General features: G+C 68.0%; 19 protein-coding genes. 12 read left to right on the plus strand and 7 right to left on the minus strand.

What is annotated here, in order from left to right; genetic code table 11:
* Positions 1-232: 232 nt before the first annotated feature.
* Positions 233-1,747 carry a sensor histidine kinase gene (locus GLP40_RS08055; RefSeq protein ID WP_154787176.1) on the minus strand — a complete coding sequence of 505 codons (1,515 nt, stop codon included), beginning with the start codon at positions 1,745-1,747 and terminating at the stop codon, positions 233-235.
* A gap of 86 nt (positions 1,748-1,833) precedes the next feature.
* A complete protein-coding gene (locus GLP40_RS08060; RefSeq protein WP_154787177.1) occupies positions 1,834-2,049 on the minus strand; it encodes a biotin/lipoyl-binding carrier protein in 216 nt (71 codons plus the stop codon).
* A gap of 91 nt (positions 2,050-2,140) precedes the next feature.
* Between GLP40_RS08060 and GLP40_RS35020 the strand changes: the two genes are divergently transcribed.
* Positions 2,141-2,215, plus strand: a complete 75-nt coding sequence (locus tag GLP40_RS35020) for a 50S ribosomal protein bL37 (RefSeq protein WP_154787346.1) — start codon at positions 2,141-2,143, stop codon at positions 2,213-2,215.
* Positions 2,216-2,437: 222 nt separating this feature from the next.
* On the opposite strand, the gene rsrA is transcribed toward GLP40_RS35020, so the two are convergent.
* A complete protein-coding gene (gene rsrA / locus GLP40_RS08070; RefSeq protein ID WP_154787347.1) occupies positions 2,438-2,695 on the minus strand; it encodes a mycothiol system anti-sigma-R factor in 258 nt (85 codons plus the stop codon).
* A gap of 8 nt (positions 2,696-2,703) precedes the next feature.
* A complete protein-coding gene (locus tag GLP40_RS08075; RefSeq protein WP_230329387.1) occupies positions 2,704-3,435 on the minus strand; it encodes a sigma-70 family RNA polymerase sigma factor in 732 nt (243 codons plus the stop codon).
* A 312-nt stretch (positions 3,436-3,747) separates the two neighbouring features.
* On the opposite strand from GLP40_RS08075, the gene ybaK reads away from it, so the two are divergent.
* From ybaK to GLP40_RS08095, 4 genes are all read left to right on the plus strand, one after another.
* Positions 3,748-4,242, plus strand: coding sequence for a Cys-tRNA(Pro) deacylase (gene ybaK / locus GLP40_RS08080; protein WP_154787178.1), 495 nt, complete (start codon positions 3,748-3,750; stop codon positions 4,240-4,242).
* Between the two features lie 156 nt (positions 4,243-4,398).
* Positions 4,399-4,950, plus strand: a complete 552-nt coding sequence (locus GLP40_RS08085; RefSeq protein ID WP_328289852.1) for a MarR family winged helix-turn-helix transcriptional regulator — start codon at positions 4,399-4,401, stop codon at positions 4,948-4,950.
* Positions 4,951-5,021: 71 nt separating this feature from the next.
* Positions 5,022-6,638: an MDR family MFS transporter gene (locus GLP40_RS08090; RefSeq protein WP_154787350.1), complete on the plus strand. Its 1,617-nt coding sequence runs from the start codon at positions 5,022-5,024 to the stop codon at positions 6,636-6,638.
* A gap of 173 nt (positions 6,639-6,811) precedes the next feature.
* On the plus strand, positions 6,812-7,165 hold the full coding sequence (locus tag GLP40_RS08095; RefSeq protein WP_196054576.1) for a hypothetical protein: 354 nt from the start codon (positions 6,812-6,814) through the stop codon (positions 7,163-7,165).
* A gap of 73 nt (positions 7,166-7,238) precedes the next feature.
* Here the strand turns inward: GLP40_RS08095 and GLP40_RS08100 are convergent, their stop codons facing one another.
* Complete coding sequence (locus GLP40_RS08100; RefSeq protein ID WP_154787180.1) at positions 7,239-8,006, minus strand: SOS response-associated peptidase; 768 nt, start codon at positions 8,004-8,006, stop codon at positions 7,239-7,241.
* Between the two features lie 154 nt (positions 8,007-8,160).
* Here GLP40_RS08100 and GLP40_RS08105 point away from each other — a divergent pair, with 154 nt between their 5' ends.
* Positions 8,161-9,669, plus strand: a complete 1,509-nt coding sequence (locus GLP40_RS08105) for an aldehyde dehydrogenase family protein (protein ID WP_154787181.1) — start codon at positions 8,161-8,163, stop codon at positions 9,667-9,669.
* Between the two features lie 142 nt (positions 9,670-9,811).
* On the opposite strand, the gene GLP40_RS08110 is transcribed toward GLP40_RS08105, so the two are convergent.
* A complete protein-coding gene (locus GLP40_RS08110) occupies positions 9,812-10,105 on the minus strand; it encodes a hypothetical protein (protein WP_230329330.1) in 294 nt (97 codons plus the stop codon).
* A 195-nt stretch (positions 10,106-10,300) separates the two neighbouring features.
* On the opposite strand from GLP40_RS08110, the gene aroA reads away from it, so the two are divergent.
* The 4 genes from aroA (at position 10,301) to GLP40_RS08130 (ending at position 13,432) form a co-directional block, all read left to right on the plus strand.
* Positions 10,301-11,593, plus strand: coding sequence for a 3-phosphoshikimate 1-carboxyvinyltransferase (gene aroA / locus GLP40_RS08115; RefSeq protein ID WP_154787183.1), 1,293 nt, complete (start codon positions 10,301-10,303; stop codon positions 11,591-11,593).
* On the plus strand, positions 11,554-12,594 hold the full coding sequence (gene rsgA / locus GLP40_RS08120; protein ID WP_154787351.1) for a ribosome small subunit-dependent GTPase A: 1,041 nt from the start codon (positions 11,554-11,556) through the stop codon (positions 12,592-12,594). Before aroA ends, rsgA begins: the two co-directional genes overlap by 40 nt.
* A gap of 80 nt (positions 12,595-12,674) precedes the next feature.
* Positions 12,675-12,881 (plus strand): hypothetical protein, encoded by a 207-nt coding sequence (locus tag GLP40_RS08125; protein WP_154787184.1) that lies wholly within the window; start codon positions 12,675-12,677, stop codon positions 12,879-12,881.
* Positions 12,882-12,907: 26 nt separating this feature from the next.
* Positions 12,908-13,432, plus strand: coding sequence for a nitroreductase family deazaflavin-dependent oxidoreductase (locus tag GLP40_RS08130; protein WP_230329331.1), 525 nt, complete (start codon positions 12,908-12,910; stop codon positions 13,430-13,432).
* 57 nt (positions 13,433-13,489) lie between these two features.
* Here the strand turns inward: GLP40_RS08130 and GLP40_RS08135 are convergent, their stop codons facing one another.
* The gene (locus GLP40_RS08135; protein WP_328289888.1) at positions 13,490-16,570 is read right to left on the minus strand and encodes an AAA family ATPase; all 3,081 of its coding nucleotides are present in this window, start codon (positions 16,568-16,570) and stop codon (positions 13,490-13,492) included.
* On the opposite strand from GLP40_RS08135, the gene GLP40_RS34740 reads away from it, so the two are divergent.
* Positions 16,473-16,673, plus strand: coding sequence for a hypothetical protein (locus tag GLP40_RS34740; protein ID WP_196054578.1), 201 nt, complete (start codon positions 16,473-16,475; stop codon positions 16,671-16,673). The genes GLP40_RS08135 and GLP40_RS34740 overlap by 98 nt on opposite strands.
* A gap of 98 nt (positions 16,674-16,771) precedes the next feature.
* Complete coding sequence (locus tag GLP40_RS33195; RefSeq protein WP_196054579.1) at positions 16,772-17,089, plus strand: hypothetical protein; 318 nt, start codon at positions 16,772-16,774, stop codon at positions 17,087-17,089.
* The last annotated feature ends 29 nt before the right edge of the window (positions 17,090-17,118 follow it).

The following is a 17,118-nucleotide window of genomic DNA, read 5'->3' on the forward strand; positions in this document are numbered from 1 at the left end:
GCCCGGCACCAATATCGGTGCCGGGCTTCAATGTGTTCGGGGTCCGAACGTATTGGGCCGTCCCGGACAACTGATTTCGTAGGCGCGGGTACGCCCCAGAAGGCAAGCGGGCACCAACCGCCTGTCCGCAATGCGAATGGTTGGGCACCCGCTTGTCGGCAAAAGGCGCGAACAGGCGGAAAGCCGCAGATTTCCAGCGCGCCCGACTTAAGCGTCCGGCCTTATGTTTCGATCAGCGGGCCGAGCGGCGGCCGAGGGGAACTCGCAGGACCGCGTCGGTGCCGACATCGGCGCCGGGGTGAAGTCCGATGGAGCCGCCCAATTCCGCGGTGACGAGAGTGCGGACGATTTGCAGGCCCAACCGGTCGGAGGCTTCCAGGCTGAATCCATCGGGCAGGCCGCGGCCGTCGTCGCTGATGATGACGTCGAGCCAGCGGGCCGAGCGCTCGGAACGGATTGTGACCGTACCGTTCTCACCGGCGTCGAAGGCGTGCTCGATGGCGTTCTGCACCAGCTCGGTCAGCACCATGACCAGCGGCGTCGCGCGTTCGGCGGAGAAGACGCCGAGCGATCCGGCGCGGCGCACCTTGATCCGGGCGGTGTGCACGGTGGCGACGTCGGCCATGATCGGCAGCAGTCGGTCCACCACCTCGTCCAGATCGACCTCTTCGTCAACCGACATGGACAACATTTCGTGCACCGAGGCGATCGAGGTGACCCGGCGGACCGATTCGGTCAATGCCAGTCGGGCTTCCTCGTTCTCGGTGCGGCGGGCCTGCAGGCGCAGCAGCGCGGCCACCGTCTGGAGATTGTTCTTCACCCGGTGGTGGATCTCGCGAATGGTGGCGTCCTTGGACAGCAGCGCGCGGTCGCGCCGCTTCACCTCGGTGACATCGCGGACCAGCACCGCGGCACCGGCGAGTTCGCCGTGCGGGCGCAGCACCAGGGTGCGCAGCAGCACGGTCGCGCCGCGCGCCTCGACTTCCATTCGGCGCCCGGCCTTTCCGGCCAGAGCCGCCTGGATGTCGCCGACCACCTCCTGCGCGTCGAACGGGTCGGTGATGAGCGAACGGGTGGTCAGCGCCAGATCCTGGCCGACCAGATCGTTCTGCAATCCCATGCGGTGATAGGCCGACAGGGCATTGGGGCTGGCGTAGACGACCGTGCCCTCGGTGTCGAGGCGGATGAAGCCGTCGCCGGCTCGGGGGCTGGAGTGCGAGCCCGTGCGGTCCTCGAGCGCCGGCCAGGTGCCGTCGGCGACCATCTGGCACAGGTCGTCGGCACAGGACATATAGGCGATCTCGAGGCTGGAGCGCATCTTTCGGCGCTGGGTGTCGGTGTCACGGCCGAGAATGGCGATGATGTCGTCGCCGACCCGCACCGGAATCGCCTCGCGCATGGCGTGCACGGGATGCGGGTGATAGACGCCGGTCAGGGCGGTATCGGCCTCGAAACGAGAGATGTCGGCGGTCAGCAGGGCCTCGAACACCTGCGGATTCGCCTCTTTGGTGGCGTAGGTGCCGACCAGGTCCTCGGGGTGGATGGTGGGCGCGGTGGTGGGGCGGCACTGGGCCACGCACACCACCTCCGCACCCTCGCTGATCGGGCCCGTACCCACCCACAGCAGCAGATCCGCGAACGACAGATCCGCGAGCAGCTGCCAGTCCCCCACCACCCGCTGCAAATGGTCGACGGCCGCACCCGGTAGATCGGTGTGCTCGGCCAGCAGCTCACTCAGTGTCGACATTCACCCACGCTCCTCTGTTCCCACGTCGGGTGTATGTTCCCACGCGACACCCGCAGGGTGCGTCAAGAGCAATCGGGGGCTCGAGATCAGGAGATGACGGCGATCAGATCGCCTGGCTGCAGCACGTCACCCGGCTTGACACTGATCGAGGAAACCGTGCCGGCCTCCTCGACGATGACCGGGATCTCCATCTTCATCGACTCGAGCATGACCACCGGGTCGTCGGCCTTCACCTCGTCGCCGACCGAGACCAGGATCTCCTGCACGGTCGACACCATCTCGGCCAGCACTTCCTCAGCCATGAACACCTCTCGCTTTCGAGTGACCTGTAGCCCCTGAAGGTACAGCCAACCACACATGAAAGAATGGCGGCCGACTGAAGGGAGATTACCTATGGGTAAGCGTGGACGTAAGAAGCGTGGCCGCAAGAAGAGTGCCGCCAACCACGGCAAGCGGCCGAACGCCTGAGCCGTAGCGAAAAGCTCGAAAACCGCTGAGCGGCATGGTCTCCCACGGGGAGGCCATGCCGCTCAGTCGTTCGGGAACGAGACAGCCGATTTCGCGTCGACCTGGGTGACTCACCCGATACGCCCGGAACGGGTGTAGCACCCGGACCTGCACGCATACGCGACCTGCGACGGCTCTCGGCCGTGCACCGCGAGTGGAGGCGAAGCGATCGCGGAAGGCGGGTCAGTCCCGCATCTCGACCCGCGTGTAACTGGTGCGGATCTCCATGGTCAGGCGCTGCCGCAGCGAATCCGGCGCGCGGTCGCCGCCGCACTTGCGGTTCAGCAGCGACTTCAGCTTCTCCTCGAGGCCGTAGGCCTCGATGCATGGCGAGCAACGGTCGATGTGCTCGCGCAACCGTGCCTTCACGGTGTCGTCGCACTCGTTGTCCAGGAGCAGCCAGACATCGGCGAGCACCGCCGAGCAGTCCAGTTCTTCCATCTCGTCGCTCACTGGGTTACCTCCTCACGCGCCGCATCCGCCGCGGAGCGGCTCGAGTCATTACCGCCTGACCGATTGAATCCACGTTCCCGCGCAACGTCCGCGAGCAGACCCTTGAGCTGCTTGCGGCCACGATGCAGGCGGGACATGACCGTACCGATCGGAGTTCCCATGATCTCGGCGATTTCCTTGTAGGGGAAGCCCTCCACATCGGCGTAGTACACCGCCATCCGGAACTCCTCCGGAAGCTCCTGTAGAGCGGCCTTGATGTCGTCGTCGGGCAGCGCTTCCAGGGCTTCCATCTCCGCCGAGCGCAGACCCGTCGAGGTGTGCTCGGCGGTGGAGGCGAGCTGCCAGTCGGTGATCTCGTCGGTCGGATACTGCGCGGGCTGGCGCTGCTTCTTCCGATACGAGTTGATGTAGGTGTTGGTGAGGATGCGGTACAGCCACGCCCGCAGGTTCGTGCCCTCACGGAAGGAACGGAATCCCTGGTAGGCCTTGGCGAAGGTCTCCTGCACCAGATCCTCGGCATCGGCCGGATTGCGGGTCATGCGCAAGGCCGCGCCGTACAGCTGGTCCAGTAGCGGCAGGGCGTCCCGCTCGAACCGGGCCGCCAGTTCCGTAGCGGATTCGGCGCTCCTACCGCCGGATTCGCTCACCTCGTCATAGTCGACCGCTAGGTCGTCGCCGGCGTCGATGCCCTCGCTGTCCGCGTCGTCATCACGCAGGCGATCGACCATGTCGTCGTCGCTCGTCACGCTAATCCCTTCGATCGCCGTAGCACCTGAATCTACCGCGAACAGGGATTCGGCCAGGAAACCGGCCGGGGGCGCGACGACGGCGAAACCCCTGCGGAACAATAGCGGCCCGGTCCGCACCGGGGGCTCCTCGACCAGAACGGTCACCGATCCTCCTCGACTGAATGGATTCCTGCGCCCGCGAACCGTGGGCCCTGCGGTTGCTGCGAAGCGCGTACCGCATGCAACAGGGTGAATGCCCGCGCTGTTCCCAGCACGGGAAATCGGGTTGCGCCCGATGGTTAGGGTGAGCCCATGGCTGCTGCTTCGACCCCCGCGATCAAGGCTTTGGTGCAGGCCGAGGTGAACCACCGGGTGCACGCGTATACCCATGACCCACGCAGTGATTCGTACGGGGCGGAGGCGGTGGCGGCGCTCGCGGGCGAACTCGGGGTTACCGCCGGGCAGATCTTCAAGACGCTGGTGATCGAGCTGGGGTCGGGCGGACTGGCGGTGGCGGTGCTGCCGGTGCCGACCACACTGTCGCTGAAGGCGGCGGCCGCGGCGCTGGGCGGGGGCAAGGCGGCGATGGCCGACAAGGCCAAGGCGGAGCGGACGACCGGCTATGTGCTGGGCGGGATTTCGCCGTTGGGGCAGAAGAAGCGGCTGCCCACGGTCGTGGACGTGTCGGCCCTGGAGTGGGATCGGGTGTTGTGCAGCGCGGGCAAGCGCGGGCTGGAGATCGAGCTCGCCCCCGCGGATCTGGTGCGGCTCACAGGTGCGGTGACCGCCCCGGTCGCGATGGCCTGACCTGCCGATCTTAGGGCGAATTGTCCAATTTTGGCGTGAGCGGAGACACAACCTCCGGAAAAGACTTGCCGTGGCACGACCCAGTCGGAATACTTGCTTCGTACAACTAGTTGAGACATACAAGCAGTTGACCGATGCAAGGAGGTGAGACCGACCGTGACCGACGATGACCCGGCGATTACCCCGAAGACCGACATCGACGACGGCCTTGTCGACGCCATCGCCTACGAGATCGCCCGGCTCACCAAGTTGCGTGATCGCACCAATGCGCAGATCGCGTCCATGACCCAGGGCGAGATCGAACCGGCGGCGTTCAGCATCCTGTTCCAGCTGATCCACGGCGGCCCGAAACGCTCGGGCGCGCTGGCCGAGGCCCTCTACTCGGACGCCTCGACCATCAGCCGGCAGGTGGCCGGGCTGGTCAAGCGCGGACTCATCGAGCGCTGCGCCGACCCGGCCGACGGCCGCGTCAGCGTCCTCGATGTCACCGACGCCGGCCGCGAGGTGGCCGCCCAGCTCCGGGCCCGCCGCAACGACTCCCTGCGCCACATCCTGACCGACTGGGCTCCCGGCGAACGGGACATCTTCGCCGAGCTGCTGCGGCGCTTCGTCGACGGCTACGAGGAGACCCGCCAGCGCATGCTGGCCGATATCGCGGCGCACAAAGACCTTCAGTCCTATTACGAACCCGCGGAGAGCAATTCGTGACTACACAAGCGGAAGCGGTGGAGCCGGAAACCAATTCGGCCGGCTTCACCCACAAACAGATCCTGGTCATCATGAGTGGCCTGATCATGGGCATGCTGCTGGCGGCCCTGGATCAGACCATCGTGTCGACCTCCATCCGCACCATCGCCGATGAGCTGCAGGGCTACTCGGCGCAGGCGTGGGTGACCACCGCCTACCTGATCACCTCGACCCTGGCCACGCCGCTCTACGGCAAGCTCTCGGACATGTACGGCCGCAAGCCGTTCTACCTGGCCGCCATCACCATCTTCGTGATCGGTTCGCTGGCCTGTTCGATGGCGACCTCGATGTACGAGCTGGCCGCCTTCCGGGCCTTCCAGGGCCTGGGCGCCGGCGGTCTGATGTCGCTGGCGCTGACCATCATGGGCGATATCGTGTCGCCGCGGGAACGCGCCCGCTACCAGGGCTACTTCCTGGCCGTGTTCGGTACCTCCAGTGTGGTGGGCCCGGTCGTCGGCGGCATCCTGTCGGGCACCAACGAGATCCTGGGCGTCACCGGCTGGCGCTGGGTGTTCCTGGTGAACGTGCCGGTCGGCATCATCGCGCTGGCCGTGGTGACCCGCGTGCTCAAGCTGCCCAAGCGCCCGGCCACCAAGGTGCCGATCGACTGGATGGGCATCTCGGCGCTCGCCGTCGGCCTGGTGCCGCTGCTGGTGGTGGCCGAGCAGGGCCGTGAATGGGGTTGGACCAGTGGCCATTCCATCCTCTGCTACGTGCTGGGCGCGGTCGGCGTGCTGTCCTTCATCGCCGTCGAGGCCAAGCAGGGCGACGCGGCGCTGATCCCGCTGCGCATGTTCCGGAACTCCACCTTCGCCCTCGGTGTGGTGATCTCGGTGGTGGTCGGTGCGGCCATGTTCGGCGGCATCACCCTGCTGCCGCAGTACCTGCAGGTGGTGCAGGGCGCGAGCCCGACCAAGGCGGGCCTGCTGATGCTGCCGCTGGTGGCGGGCATGATGAGCGGCTCGATCCTGGCCGGCCAGCTGATCGCCCGGACCGGGCGGTACAAGTTCTTCCCGCCGGTCGGCGCGGCGCTGCTGACCTCGGGCCTGTTCCTGCTGCACTTCGTGTCGGCGGACACCGGCCTGTGGATCGTCATGATCTTCATGGCCATCACCGGCTTCGGTCTCGGCAACCTGATGCAGCCGCTGACCCTGGCGTTGCAGAACGCGCTGCCGCCGAAGGACATGGGCGTGTCCACCGCGGCCGCGACCTTCTTCCGGCAGATCGGCGGCACCCTCGGCGTGGCGGTGTTCCTGTCGGTGCTGTTCACTCAGCTGGCGCCGAACATCACCAGCTCGCTGGAGAGCGCCGCTGCGCAGCCGGCCTTCGTGCAGGCCATCAAGGACGGCGTGAACAGCGACAACCCGGTCGACAAGCAGGTCGCCACCGGTCTGGTGCACAAGGATCCGGCGGTCGCCGGCCAGGTGCTCAACGACAGCTCGGTCGTCCAGAAGCTGGATCCGACCCTGGCGCATCCGTTCAAGGAGGGTTTCGCCAAGTCCATGGACCGGGTGTTCATGTCGGCCACCGTCGTGGCGCTGCTCGGCTTCATCCTGGTGCTGTTCTGGAAGGAGGTGCCGCTGCGCGCCGCGGGCGGCATCCAGGCCCGGAAGGAAGCCATCGAAGAGGCGGACGCCGCCACGGTCTGACCGCCCGAAGGAAATCGAAGTGTGAGGGTGCCCCCGTCGCGGAGACGCGGCGGGGGCATCTTCATTTCACAATTCGGGCTATTTTCTGTGAGTTACTTGGGAGCGAGCAGTGAACTTGTTGTGAACCCTTTGTCCACAACGTCCTATTCGAACCTGAGGATGTGATGCGGTTTATGTCCCACCATCGGCGTATTCGCACGGCTGTCGCCGCCGGAGCATTGGTACTGGCGCTGGAAACCGGCCCATCGATGGTCGCCAGCGCGACCGCGCTACCGACCCCCGCAGCACTCAACGGCCCGAGCTACCCCGACCCTGGAGCGCCCAGTCCGAGCTACCCCGATCCCGGAGCCCCCGATTCGAGCTATCCCGATCCGGGAGCCTCAGGCGGCGGGCAGCGGAAGAAGGACGAGCACGTCGAAAAGGCGGAGAAGCTCGGCGGCGGGGTGATCACCACGATGATCGACACGTGGGCCGACACCTTGAAGTGCACGCTGAATATCATCCTGCCGACTGTGAAGTGCGGGTGACACGCACCTTCGGACTTCCTTGCGCCGCTGCGGTCCACAGCGCGGCAACGTATTCGACAAGCGATGAAGAGGTTCAGATCAGAGTGATCTGGCCGGCCTGTTCGTCCACGCGGCCCAGCAGTTCGGGGCCATTGTTCTTGACACTGTTGACCAGCGACGGCACCTCGCGCATGAGGATGTCCGAAACCAGTTCGGGGGAGGGCGTTTCCAGCAGTTCCTCCGGGACCGGGCGATCCGGGTCCAGCCAGGCGTCCCAGTGCTCGCGCGGCATGGGCAACGGCATGCGGTCGTGGACCTTGGTCAGGTCGCCGACCGCGTCGGTCGTCAGGATCGTGCAGGACAGCAGCGGCTGCGCCGCATCGCCCTGGTCACGATCACGCCACACCGACCACAGGCCCGCCATATAGAGGCGTCCGCCATCGGCGCGGGACATGAAATACGGCCGCTTGACGGCCTTTCCGAGCGCATCGGTTTCGGTGACCCACTCGTACCAGCCGTCCATCGGCACCAGGCACCGGCGCTTCTTCACCGCGTCGCGGAAGGAAGGTGTGGTGGTGGCCTTGTCCGCGCGGGCGTTGTACAGGGGTTTGCCCTTGACCGGGACTCCCGGCTCGGCGGCCTTCGTCCAGGGCGGGATCAGGCCCCAGCGCATGGCTCGGATGCGCAGTGTGGCCGGATCCTCGGGATGGTCATGGTCGTGCCGTTCGACGACCGTGAGCACCTGATTGGTCGGGGCCACGTTGTAGTTGGGACCAAACCTTTTGTCGTCGGTCTCGTCGATGGCATCGAGCTCGACGGCCAGCTTCGCGGGATTCGTCGTGGTCGCGTACCTACCGCACATGCCGACCATGCTGCCACTGCGGACCGACGGCTACCAGGAAGACGCCGGCAGCCGCCCCCACATGAATCGCCCTCGATGTGATGGCAATTGACATCACTTGGACGGTATGAGACGTTCGTCTCATCACACTCTCATCAAGGGATCGCCGCCAATTATGACTGCAACCGAAACCGCCCCGCTCGATCAGGCCGACACGCTGACTTCCGTCAACCCCGCCACCGGCGAAACCCTCGCCACCTACAAGATCGATGATGAGGCGGCGGTGCGCGCGGCCGTCGCCAAGGCCCGGACCGCCGCCGCCACCTGGGGTGCGCTGACCTACGCCGAGCGCAAGAAGCACATCCTGCGCTGGGGCAGCAAGCTGGTCGAGAAGTCCGATGAGCTGAGCGAGCTCATCCACGCCGAGAACGGCAAGCCTCTCGACGACGCCTTCCTCGAGCTCATGCTGGCGCTCGAGCACATCAAGTGGGCCGCCTCCAATGCCGAGAAGGTGCTCAAGCCCAAAAAGGTCGCGCCCGGCGCTTTCATGGCCAACTTCGCCGCCCACCTGGAGTACCGGCCGCTGGGCGTGGTCGGCGTGATCGGTCCGTGGAACTACCCGATCTACACTCCGAACGGCTCCATCGCCTACGCATTGGCCGCGGGCAACTGCGTGATCTTCAAGCCGAGCGAATTCTCCACCGGCATCGGCAATTTCGTGGCCGAGGCGTTCGCCGAGGCGAATCCGGAGCTGCCGGACGGCGTCTTCGTCACCGTCAACGGCTACGGCGCGACCGGCGCGGCGCTGGTGAAGTCCGGGGTCGACAAGCTGGCCTTCACCGGGTCCACCGCGACCGGCAAGAAGATCATGGCCGCCGCCGCCGAGTCCCTCACTCCGGTGCTGCTGGAGTGCGGCGGCAAGGACGCGGTGATCGTGGCCGCGGACGCCGACATCAAGGCCGCCGCCGACGCGGTCGCCTGGGGCGCCACCTCCAACTCCGGCCAGACCTGCGCTGGTGTGGAGCGGGTGTACGTGGACAAGTCCATCGCGGACGAGTTCGTCACCGAGGTCAAGCGCATCCTCACCGACATCAAGCCGGGTTCGGACGCCGACGCCGCCTACGGCCCGATGACCATGCCCAGCCAGGTCGACATCGTGCGGCGACACATCGAGGACGCGCTGAAGAACGGCGGCAAGGCCGTGCTGGGCGGGCCCGAATCGGTCAAGGGGGCCTTCATCGAGCCGGTCGTGCTGGTCGACGTGGACGAGTCCTCGGAGGCGGTGTGCGAGGAGACCTTCGGGCCGACCGTCACCATCCGCACCGTCAACGGCGTCGACGAGGCGGTGGAGTTGGCCAACAAGAGCAAGTACGGGCTCGGGTCGGCGGTGTACTCGAAGAAGCATGGCATGGAGATCGCCCGTCGCCTGGAGGTCGGCTGCACCTCGGTGAACTCGGTACTGTCCTACGCGGCGATCTCGGGCCTGCCGTTCGGCGGCGTGCGCGACTCCGGAATCGGCCGCATCCACGGTGCGCCGGGCCTGCTGGAATTCTCACGTCCGCACTCGATCGCGGTGCAGCGCTTCACGATTCCGGGCATGGCGCTGCTGTCCTACACCCGCACCAACCGCACCATGAAGCTGCTGCGCAAGATCGTGCCGCTGATTCACGGGCGCGCCAAGTAGTTCGGTCGCTCTCGGAGCGTCCAGGGGCAATCCTGGAAACCCCGAAGCCGGGTTGACTCCGAACCGCTGGTGTCCGGAGGTGACCCACGAAACCTCAACCGCCACAATGCCGGTCCCCCACCGAGGGGACCGGCATCGCGCCTCATGAGGTCGGCGGCAACGGCGGCGGGGCGAAGAAGTCCTCGAGCGGAGTCGGGCCGGTGTACCGCTGGCAATTGCACCGCGCCCAGGCCTTGAAGCCGACACCGGTCTTACGGAAGGTCTCGGCGTGGCAGTGGCCCGCTTCGCGGTCGTGCAGGGCCAGGTCGTGGCCGCAGCCGCAGAGCGCCGGGCCCTGCGTCGCGCCGGGCTTCATGGGCCTGGAACCGAATCGGCCCGCAAGCCAGCCGCCGCCGACGAGCACGCCACCGAGGACGATGCTGAGAGGATCGATCACCAATCCAATATACGTACCCGTATACGCATGCGTCCACGATCTGCTCGCGCCCGCCAGATGAACGGACTTCGTGAGTCCGGGGTAACTCATCGGATACGGGCCGGGTTGGGCACCGCACCCGTCCGCCGGTCCGCAACACAACTTGCCGTGAGAATCATCGGTCGGCACAAGGCGCGGCGAGGCGGAGATGGGAAGATGGGCCTTGTGACTTTCTGGCCCGCGCCCCACGTTCAAGTTCCCGTCCACGCGACCGTGACCCTGCCCGGGTCCAAATCCATTACCAATCGGGCGCTGATCCTCGCCGCCCTGGCGGATCGGCCGTCCACCATCACCGGCGCGCTGCGCAGCCGGGACACCAACCTCATGATCGCGGCGCTGCGGGCCATGGGCGCCGGCATCGAGGGTGAGGGTGAGACGCTCACCATTACCCCGCCGACCGAATTCACCAGCGCCATGGTCGATTGCGGGCTCGCGGGCACCGTCATGCGGTTCCTGCCGCCGGTGGCGGCGCTGGCGCGCGGCGATGTCGCCTTCGACGGCGACGAGCAGGCCCGGCTGCGCCCGCTCGGCACGATTCTGGACGCACTGCGCGCGCTGGGCCTCGACATCGACGGCAACCAGCTGCCTTTCGTGGTGCACGGCACGGGAAAGCTGCGCGGCGGGCCGGTCACCATCGACGCGTCGGGCTCCTCACAGTTCGTCTCCGGACTGCTGCTATCGGCGGCACGGTTCGAGCAGGGCATCACCGTGAACCACGACGGCGCGGCGCTGCCCTCCATGCCGCACATCGAGATGACCGTGGAGATGTTGCGGCGGGCCGATGTTCGCGTGGAGGCGCCCAATGATCCCCGCAAGGCGCAGACCTGGACCGTGGCGCCGGGCCCGATTCGGGCGGTGGATTGGGAGGTCGAGCCCGACCTGTCCAATGCCACGCCGTTCCTGGCGGCGGCGGCCATCACCGGCGGCGAGGTCAGCATTCCGCACTGGCCGCGGCTCACCACCCAGCCGGGCGACGTGATCCGGGAGATCCTGGTGCGCATGGGCGCCGAGGCGCGCATCTTCGACGGGGTACTCACCGTGCGCGGGCCCGAGCGACTGGCGGGCATCGACATCGATCTGCATGACATGGGCGAGCTGACCCCGACCGTGGCCGCCCTTGCGGCACTGGCGGATTCGCCGTCGCGGCTGCGCGGCATCGCGCACCTGCGCGGGCACGAGACCGACCGGCTGGCGGCACTCGCCACCGAAATCAACCGACTCGGCGGCAAGGTCACCGAGACCGAGGACGGGCTGGCCATCGTGCCCAACCCGCTCACCGGCGGACAGTGGCGCTCCTACGCCGATCACCGGATGGCCACCGCCGGGGCGATCATCGGCCTGGTGACGCCGGGAGTCGAGATCGAGGACATCGGCACCACCGCCAAGACGCTGCCGAACTTCGTCGAGCTCTGGGAAGGCATGCTCGGCGGGCCGGGAGCAGGACACTGAGGCGGCGCGAGTACGACGAGTCCGATGTCCGGGTGCGCCCGGGCAAGGGCTCGCGCCCGCGCACCAAGACCCGGCCGCAGCATCTGGATGCCGAAGCGGCCATGGTGGTTTCGGTGGACCGCGGGCGCTGGGGGTGCGTACTGGACGGGGATCCGGAGCGGCCGCTGACCGCCATGCGGGCGCGCGAGCTCGGCCGCACCCCGATCGTGGTCGGCGATCAGGTCGACGTGGTCGGGGACCTGTCCGGCAAGCCCGACTCTTTGGCCCGCATCGTTCGGGTGGCCGATCGGCGAACGGTGTTGCGCCGCACCGCCGATGACACCGATCCGTTCGAGCGGGTGGTGGTGGCCAATGCCGAGCAGCTGTTCATCGTGGTGGCGCTGGCCGACCCGCCACCGCGCACCGGGTTCGTGGAACGGGCCATGGTGGCCGCGTATGTCGGTGGGCTGCAACCGATTCTGTGCCTGACCAAGCATGATCTGGCTGCCGATTCCGAATTCGCCTCGGCCTTCGAGGATCTGGACTTGACCATCGTCTACGGCGGTATCGAGGATCCGCTGGAGCCGGTGTTGGACCTGCTGGACGACAAGCTGACCGCGTTCATCGGGCATTCCGGAGTGGGCAAGTCGACCTTGGTGAACCGACTGGTGCCCGACGCGGAGCGGGCGGTGGGCGAGGTGTCCGGGGTCGGCAAGGGCCGCCACACCTCCACCCAGTCGGTGGCGCTGCCGCTGCCCGACGGTGGCTGGGTCATCGACACACCCGGCGTGCGCTCGTTCGGCCTGGCGCACATCACACCCGATGATGTCATCGGGGCGTTCTCCGATCTGGCCGACGCCATCGAGGACTGCCCGCGCGGGTGCACCCACCTGGGCCCGCCCGCGGACCCGGAGTGCGCGCTGGACGAGCTGCCGGGCAAGGAACTGCGGGTAGCGGCCATTCGCCGCCTGCTCACCGCCCTGAATTCCAACGACCCGTGGTTCCGGGGTAGCAGCGACTGATCGGACCGAAATCAACCCTGAGGTAGCTGAGAAATCGCCCATTCGATACCTTTTGTGCATAACCGGCACGAAGGGATGTCATGAGCGAGGATCTCAGCGAGGATTTCCCCGAGATGCCGCCGACCGAAGGACGGCGGCACAACGATGCCCGGCCCGCACGGGACCGGGCCGACGAGTCGCCGCGGGACCGCGACGGAAGACTGCCGCAGGAGCACGATGAGGATCGATCACCGGTAGACCCCAATGATTGGCAGGAGGACTGGGATCGGGCGCGTTGGGCCCCCTAGCGGCGCGAGCACAACATAATCGGGGGATGTCTTTCGCGCAATGGCGGCGTCGGCCCGAGGCGCCCGCCCGCTGGAATCCGCTGCCTCGGCTGGGCCGGGCCCTGGCCCGCCGCCGAGCCGTCATGCACACCGCACGGGCGGTCTTTGCGCTGGAACAGCTCACGCGGCGAGTAACCAAGGGCCGCAAGGGATTACTCGATGTCGCGGGCCTGCCCGCACTCGAGCTGACAGTCACCGGCCGCCGCACCGGCCTGCCGCGCACGGTCAGCCTGCTCTATGTACCCGACCCGTACGACGAGAAGCGCTTCCTGATCGTCTCGTCGAATTGGGGACGGCCGCGACAGCCCGCCTGGTCGGCCAATCTACGCGCCGCCGACCGCGCCGAGCTGCTGGTTCGAGGCGAACGGTTCCCGGTCCGGGCGCGGCAGCTGACCGGCGCCGAGCGCGACCGCGCCTGGCGGCGGGCCCTGGACTTCTGGCCGGGCTACGCCATGGAGCAGCGGCTGGCGGGCGCCCGCCGCTTCCGGTTGTTCGAGCTCACCCGGACCTGACCGATAGAAGAGTGCTGAACATTAACTGCCGCTGTTCCAGCCGGCCACAAGCGCGTCTCAGTGCGGCCCGCTCAGGCGCATGCCATTGTCGAAGTCGATCCCGCGTAGCTCGGAACGGCTGGTGAGACCGAGCTTTTCCAGAATCCGGGACATATGGTGGCCGACGGTGCGCGGGCTGAGAAACAGTTCCGCTCCGATCTCACGGTTGGTGAGGCCCTGGGCGGCCAGCTTGGCCACCTGGGATTCCTGCGCGGTGAGCGGGGTGGCGCCCGCGCCGCCGGATTTGGCCCCGGTGCCGGTGAGCTCGAGTTCTGTGCGGCTACGAGCGGCCCAGGCGGTGGCGCCGATCAGGTCGAAAGCCTCGGCGGCGGTGCGCAGCTGCTCGGCGGCGTCGGCGCGGCGACGGACCCGGCGCAGCCACTTGCCGTAGAGCAGCTGGGTACGGGCGCGGCCGAAGCTGGTGTGCCGGGTGTCGCCAACCGCCAGGGCACGGCGGTAGTACCGCTCGGCGCGGTCCTCATCGGCCAGCAGGGCCCGACAGGAATAGGCGGCGCTCAGCGCCCAGCGGGCCCGCGACCGCCGCGCCCACGCCGCGATCAGCTCGGCGTACTCGGCGGCCTCGTCGAAACGGCCCACCCGGCAGGCGGCCTCGACCATATCGAGAGTGGCCAGCCGCGCCATCGTCGGATGCGCCGCCTCATGGCCGGGCTGAGAGAGGGCGCGCAGGCGGCGATAGGCCGACTCGGCATCACCGGCGGTCAGCGCGTGGAAGCCATGATGCCAGTACGCGCCGCCGGTCAGCACGGACACCGCATGCGGGCGGGACAGGGACAGCGCGCGATCCACGCTGTCGGCCACCACGTCCCCGTCGCCGCGCTGGGCGGCCAGGCGGGCCCGCAGATTCCAGCAGTGCGCCAGGATATTGTCGGCGCCCGCGCCGGTCGCCAGCTCGAACGCCTCCGCCAGTGTGGTCTCCCCCGCCTCCCAGCGGCCGGTGGCGAACTGCACCACGGCCAGCTGCGGCAGGACCCCCAGCGCCGCCGGCCGGTCCCTGGAATTGCGCAGCCCCCCGGCCACTTTCAGGTACGGCTCCAGAGCCCGTTCGGCCAGACCCCACTCGAGCAGCTGCCCGGCGGGCGGCAGCAGATGGGCGGCCACGATGGGCGAGGACGCGGCCGCCACCGCCTCCAGCTGACCCGCCAGCGGCAGATCCGCGGCGCGGCCCACCGACCAGGCCGCCCGGTCGGCCAGCAGCCGCAGCCCGGCCGCGAGATCGGCGCCGCCGCCGAGGCACGCCGAATCCGGTTCCGCGGCAGCGATTTCCGACGGAGGGAGGGGCGCGGCAATGGCATCGGCGTCGCGCAGGAGCAGGATGTGCGCCTTGGCCGGATCGCCGGTGACGAATTCGAGCAGGCCGGACAGCCCGCCACTGGCCGCCGCCACTTCGGCCGGGGGTATGCGGGTCGCGGCGAGGGCGAGCAGGTGGCGGGCCGACTCGATATCGCCGCCCGCCCAGGCGAATCGGGCCGCGGTCGCCAGCCGGACCCCGGCGGCATCCGGATCGGGGGTGATGGCGGCGGCGCGGCGCAGCACGGCCGCCGCGGCCAGCGCTCCGGCGCGGGCGCGCACCCGTTCCGCGCCGTCGGCGAGGGCCTGGGCAAGGGCGGGATTCGGGCCGTCGAGCACGGCGGCCAGATGCCAGGTGCGCAGATCACCATTCTCGGAGCCCTGCAGGGCATCGGCGAGGGCCACATGGACGGCGCGGCGCTGCGCGCGGGACGCGGCATCGTAGGCCGCGCCGCAAAGCAGGCGGTGACGCATCTCGATGCGTCCGTCGGTGACGCTCAGGAGTCCCGCGGCCAGCGCCGACTCCCAATCCGCGGCGGTGACACCGAGTTCGGTCGCGGCCGTCACGATGGGCGACAGCGTGCCCCGGTCCTCGGCGGCCACCACGGTCAGCAGAATGCGCACCGGCTCGTCCAAGGCCGCCAGCCGATCAGCGAAGGCGGCCCGCAAGCGCGGTCCGAAACGCATCGGCCCCCAGCCGATTCCGGCGCCGTCCTCGGAGTCGATGGGAAATTCCCGCAGCGCCAGCGGATTGCCGTCGGCGAGCCGCAGCATACGGGCCTCCCGGGGCGCGCCGATGCCGCCGGAGCGCAGCGCCAGCAGCCGGCGCGCCGGCGCATCGGACAGCGGGGCGACGCGCAGCATCGGCAGCGCCTGCCACACCGAGGTGGCCGGGCACTCCCGCATGGCGGCCAGCAGGGCCACCCGGTGGGCGCTCAGGCGGCGCAGCGCGAAGGTCAGCGCCTGCGCGGTGGCGAGGTCCACCCAGTGGGCGTCGTCGACGATGAGCAGCACCGGCCGCTCCCTGGCGACCGCCGCCAGCAGGGTCACCAGCGCCGCACCGACGAGGAAACGGTCGACCCGGCCGGTTTCCCGACCGAGGGCAGCGGCCAGTGCCCGAGCCTGCGGGCCGGGCAGCGCGGTGATCCGATCGGTCAGCGAAAGCAGCAGTTCGCGCAGGGCCGCGAAATCCAATTCGGATTCGGCGGGAAATCCGCGACAGATCACCACTCGAAAATCCGCGGCGCGCAGTTCGGAATCTCGTAGTAGCGCGGTTTTTCCGATCCCCGGTTCACCCCAAAGGAGCAATCCCCCGCCGCGACCCGCGCGCGCCTCGCTCAATATACGAGACAGTTCGGCCTGTTCTCGTTCCCTTCCCTGGAGAACCCGGATCTCGTGCACGACGCAAGCTACCTCGACTCGCGGGAAATAGACAAACCTGATATCGCTCACCGTCCCAGCGACTGAGATGCCAAGGGGGGTATGAGATTCCGACCTTCGGCAATGACAGATTCGATGACCGATACAGCGACCGATTTTGATCCACGCGTCATCCGCTAAAATGCGGGCGCGAATTCGACCCCGCAATCGAAGGACTCTCCGCAATCGATATCCATTGCTTCCCCGGAAGAAAGAGTGATAAACATCCGAGGTCAGAAATCTCCGTAGATTCGTTTGATTCCCAGGGGCTTCCGTGCGCAAGATCCGTGTTCTGGGTATGGCCGCCGCGGCCGCCGGTCTGCTCGTCGCCGGTGCGGGCCCGGCTTCGGCTGACACCGCCACACCCACCACGCCGGCCACCGGTTCGGCCGAGAACCTCACCAACGTCATCAAGACGCTGATCACCGGCAGCGCCTCCACCCCTGGCACCACCACGACCACCACCGGGAACTGATCCGGCATTCGCGCGCCGACGCGGATCGGCGCCGATGGGGGTCGCCGATCCGGAGCGCACGGGGTGCGGATGGTGCCGGAAGTCGTTAGCCTGCCGAGGTGGAAGACCGCGAGCGCAAGGAATTTTCGCCGCTCCTCGACGCGGCCCTCGGCCCGGGAGCACCCGTCACCCCGGAAGTCCGGATAGGGCGCAACGACCCGGAAAGCACGCTGCCGGAATGCGTGCGCTGCGGTAGGCCCGCCGCCCTGCACCTGAGGGCGGTGTGGCTTTCCACCCGGGCGGTTCTCGCCGGTGACACCGATGTGGACAGTCTGATCCAGGTGAATGCCTGCGGCGGCTGCGCCGGAAGTGTGGCCGGGATGATTCTCATCAACTGGGACCCGCGCTATTGGGGAGAGTCGGTCCATTGGGAATGACCCGGAGCGCACTACCCGAAAAGCCCCGC

Origin of the sequence: Nocardia aurantiaca, assembly GCF_009708175.1 — a bacterium.
Classification (GTDB): domain Bacteria; phylum Actinomycetota; class Actinomycetes; order Mycobacteriales; family Mycobacteriaceae; genus Nocardia; species Nocardia aurantiaca.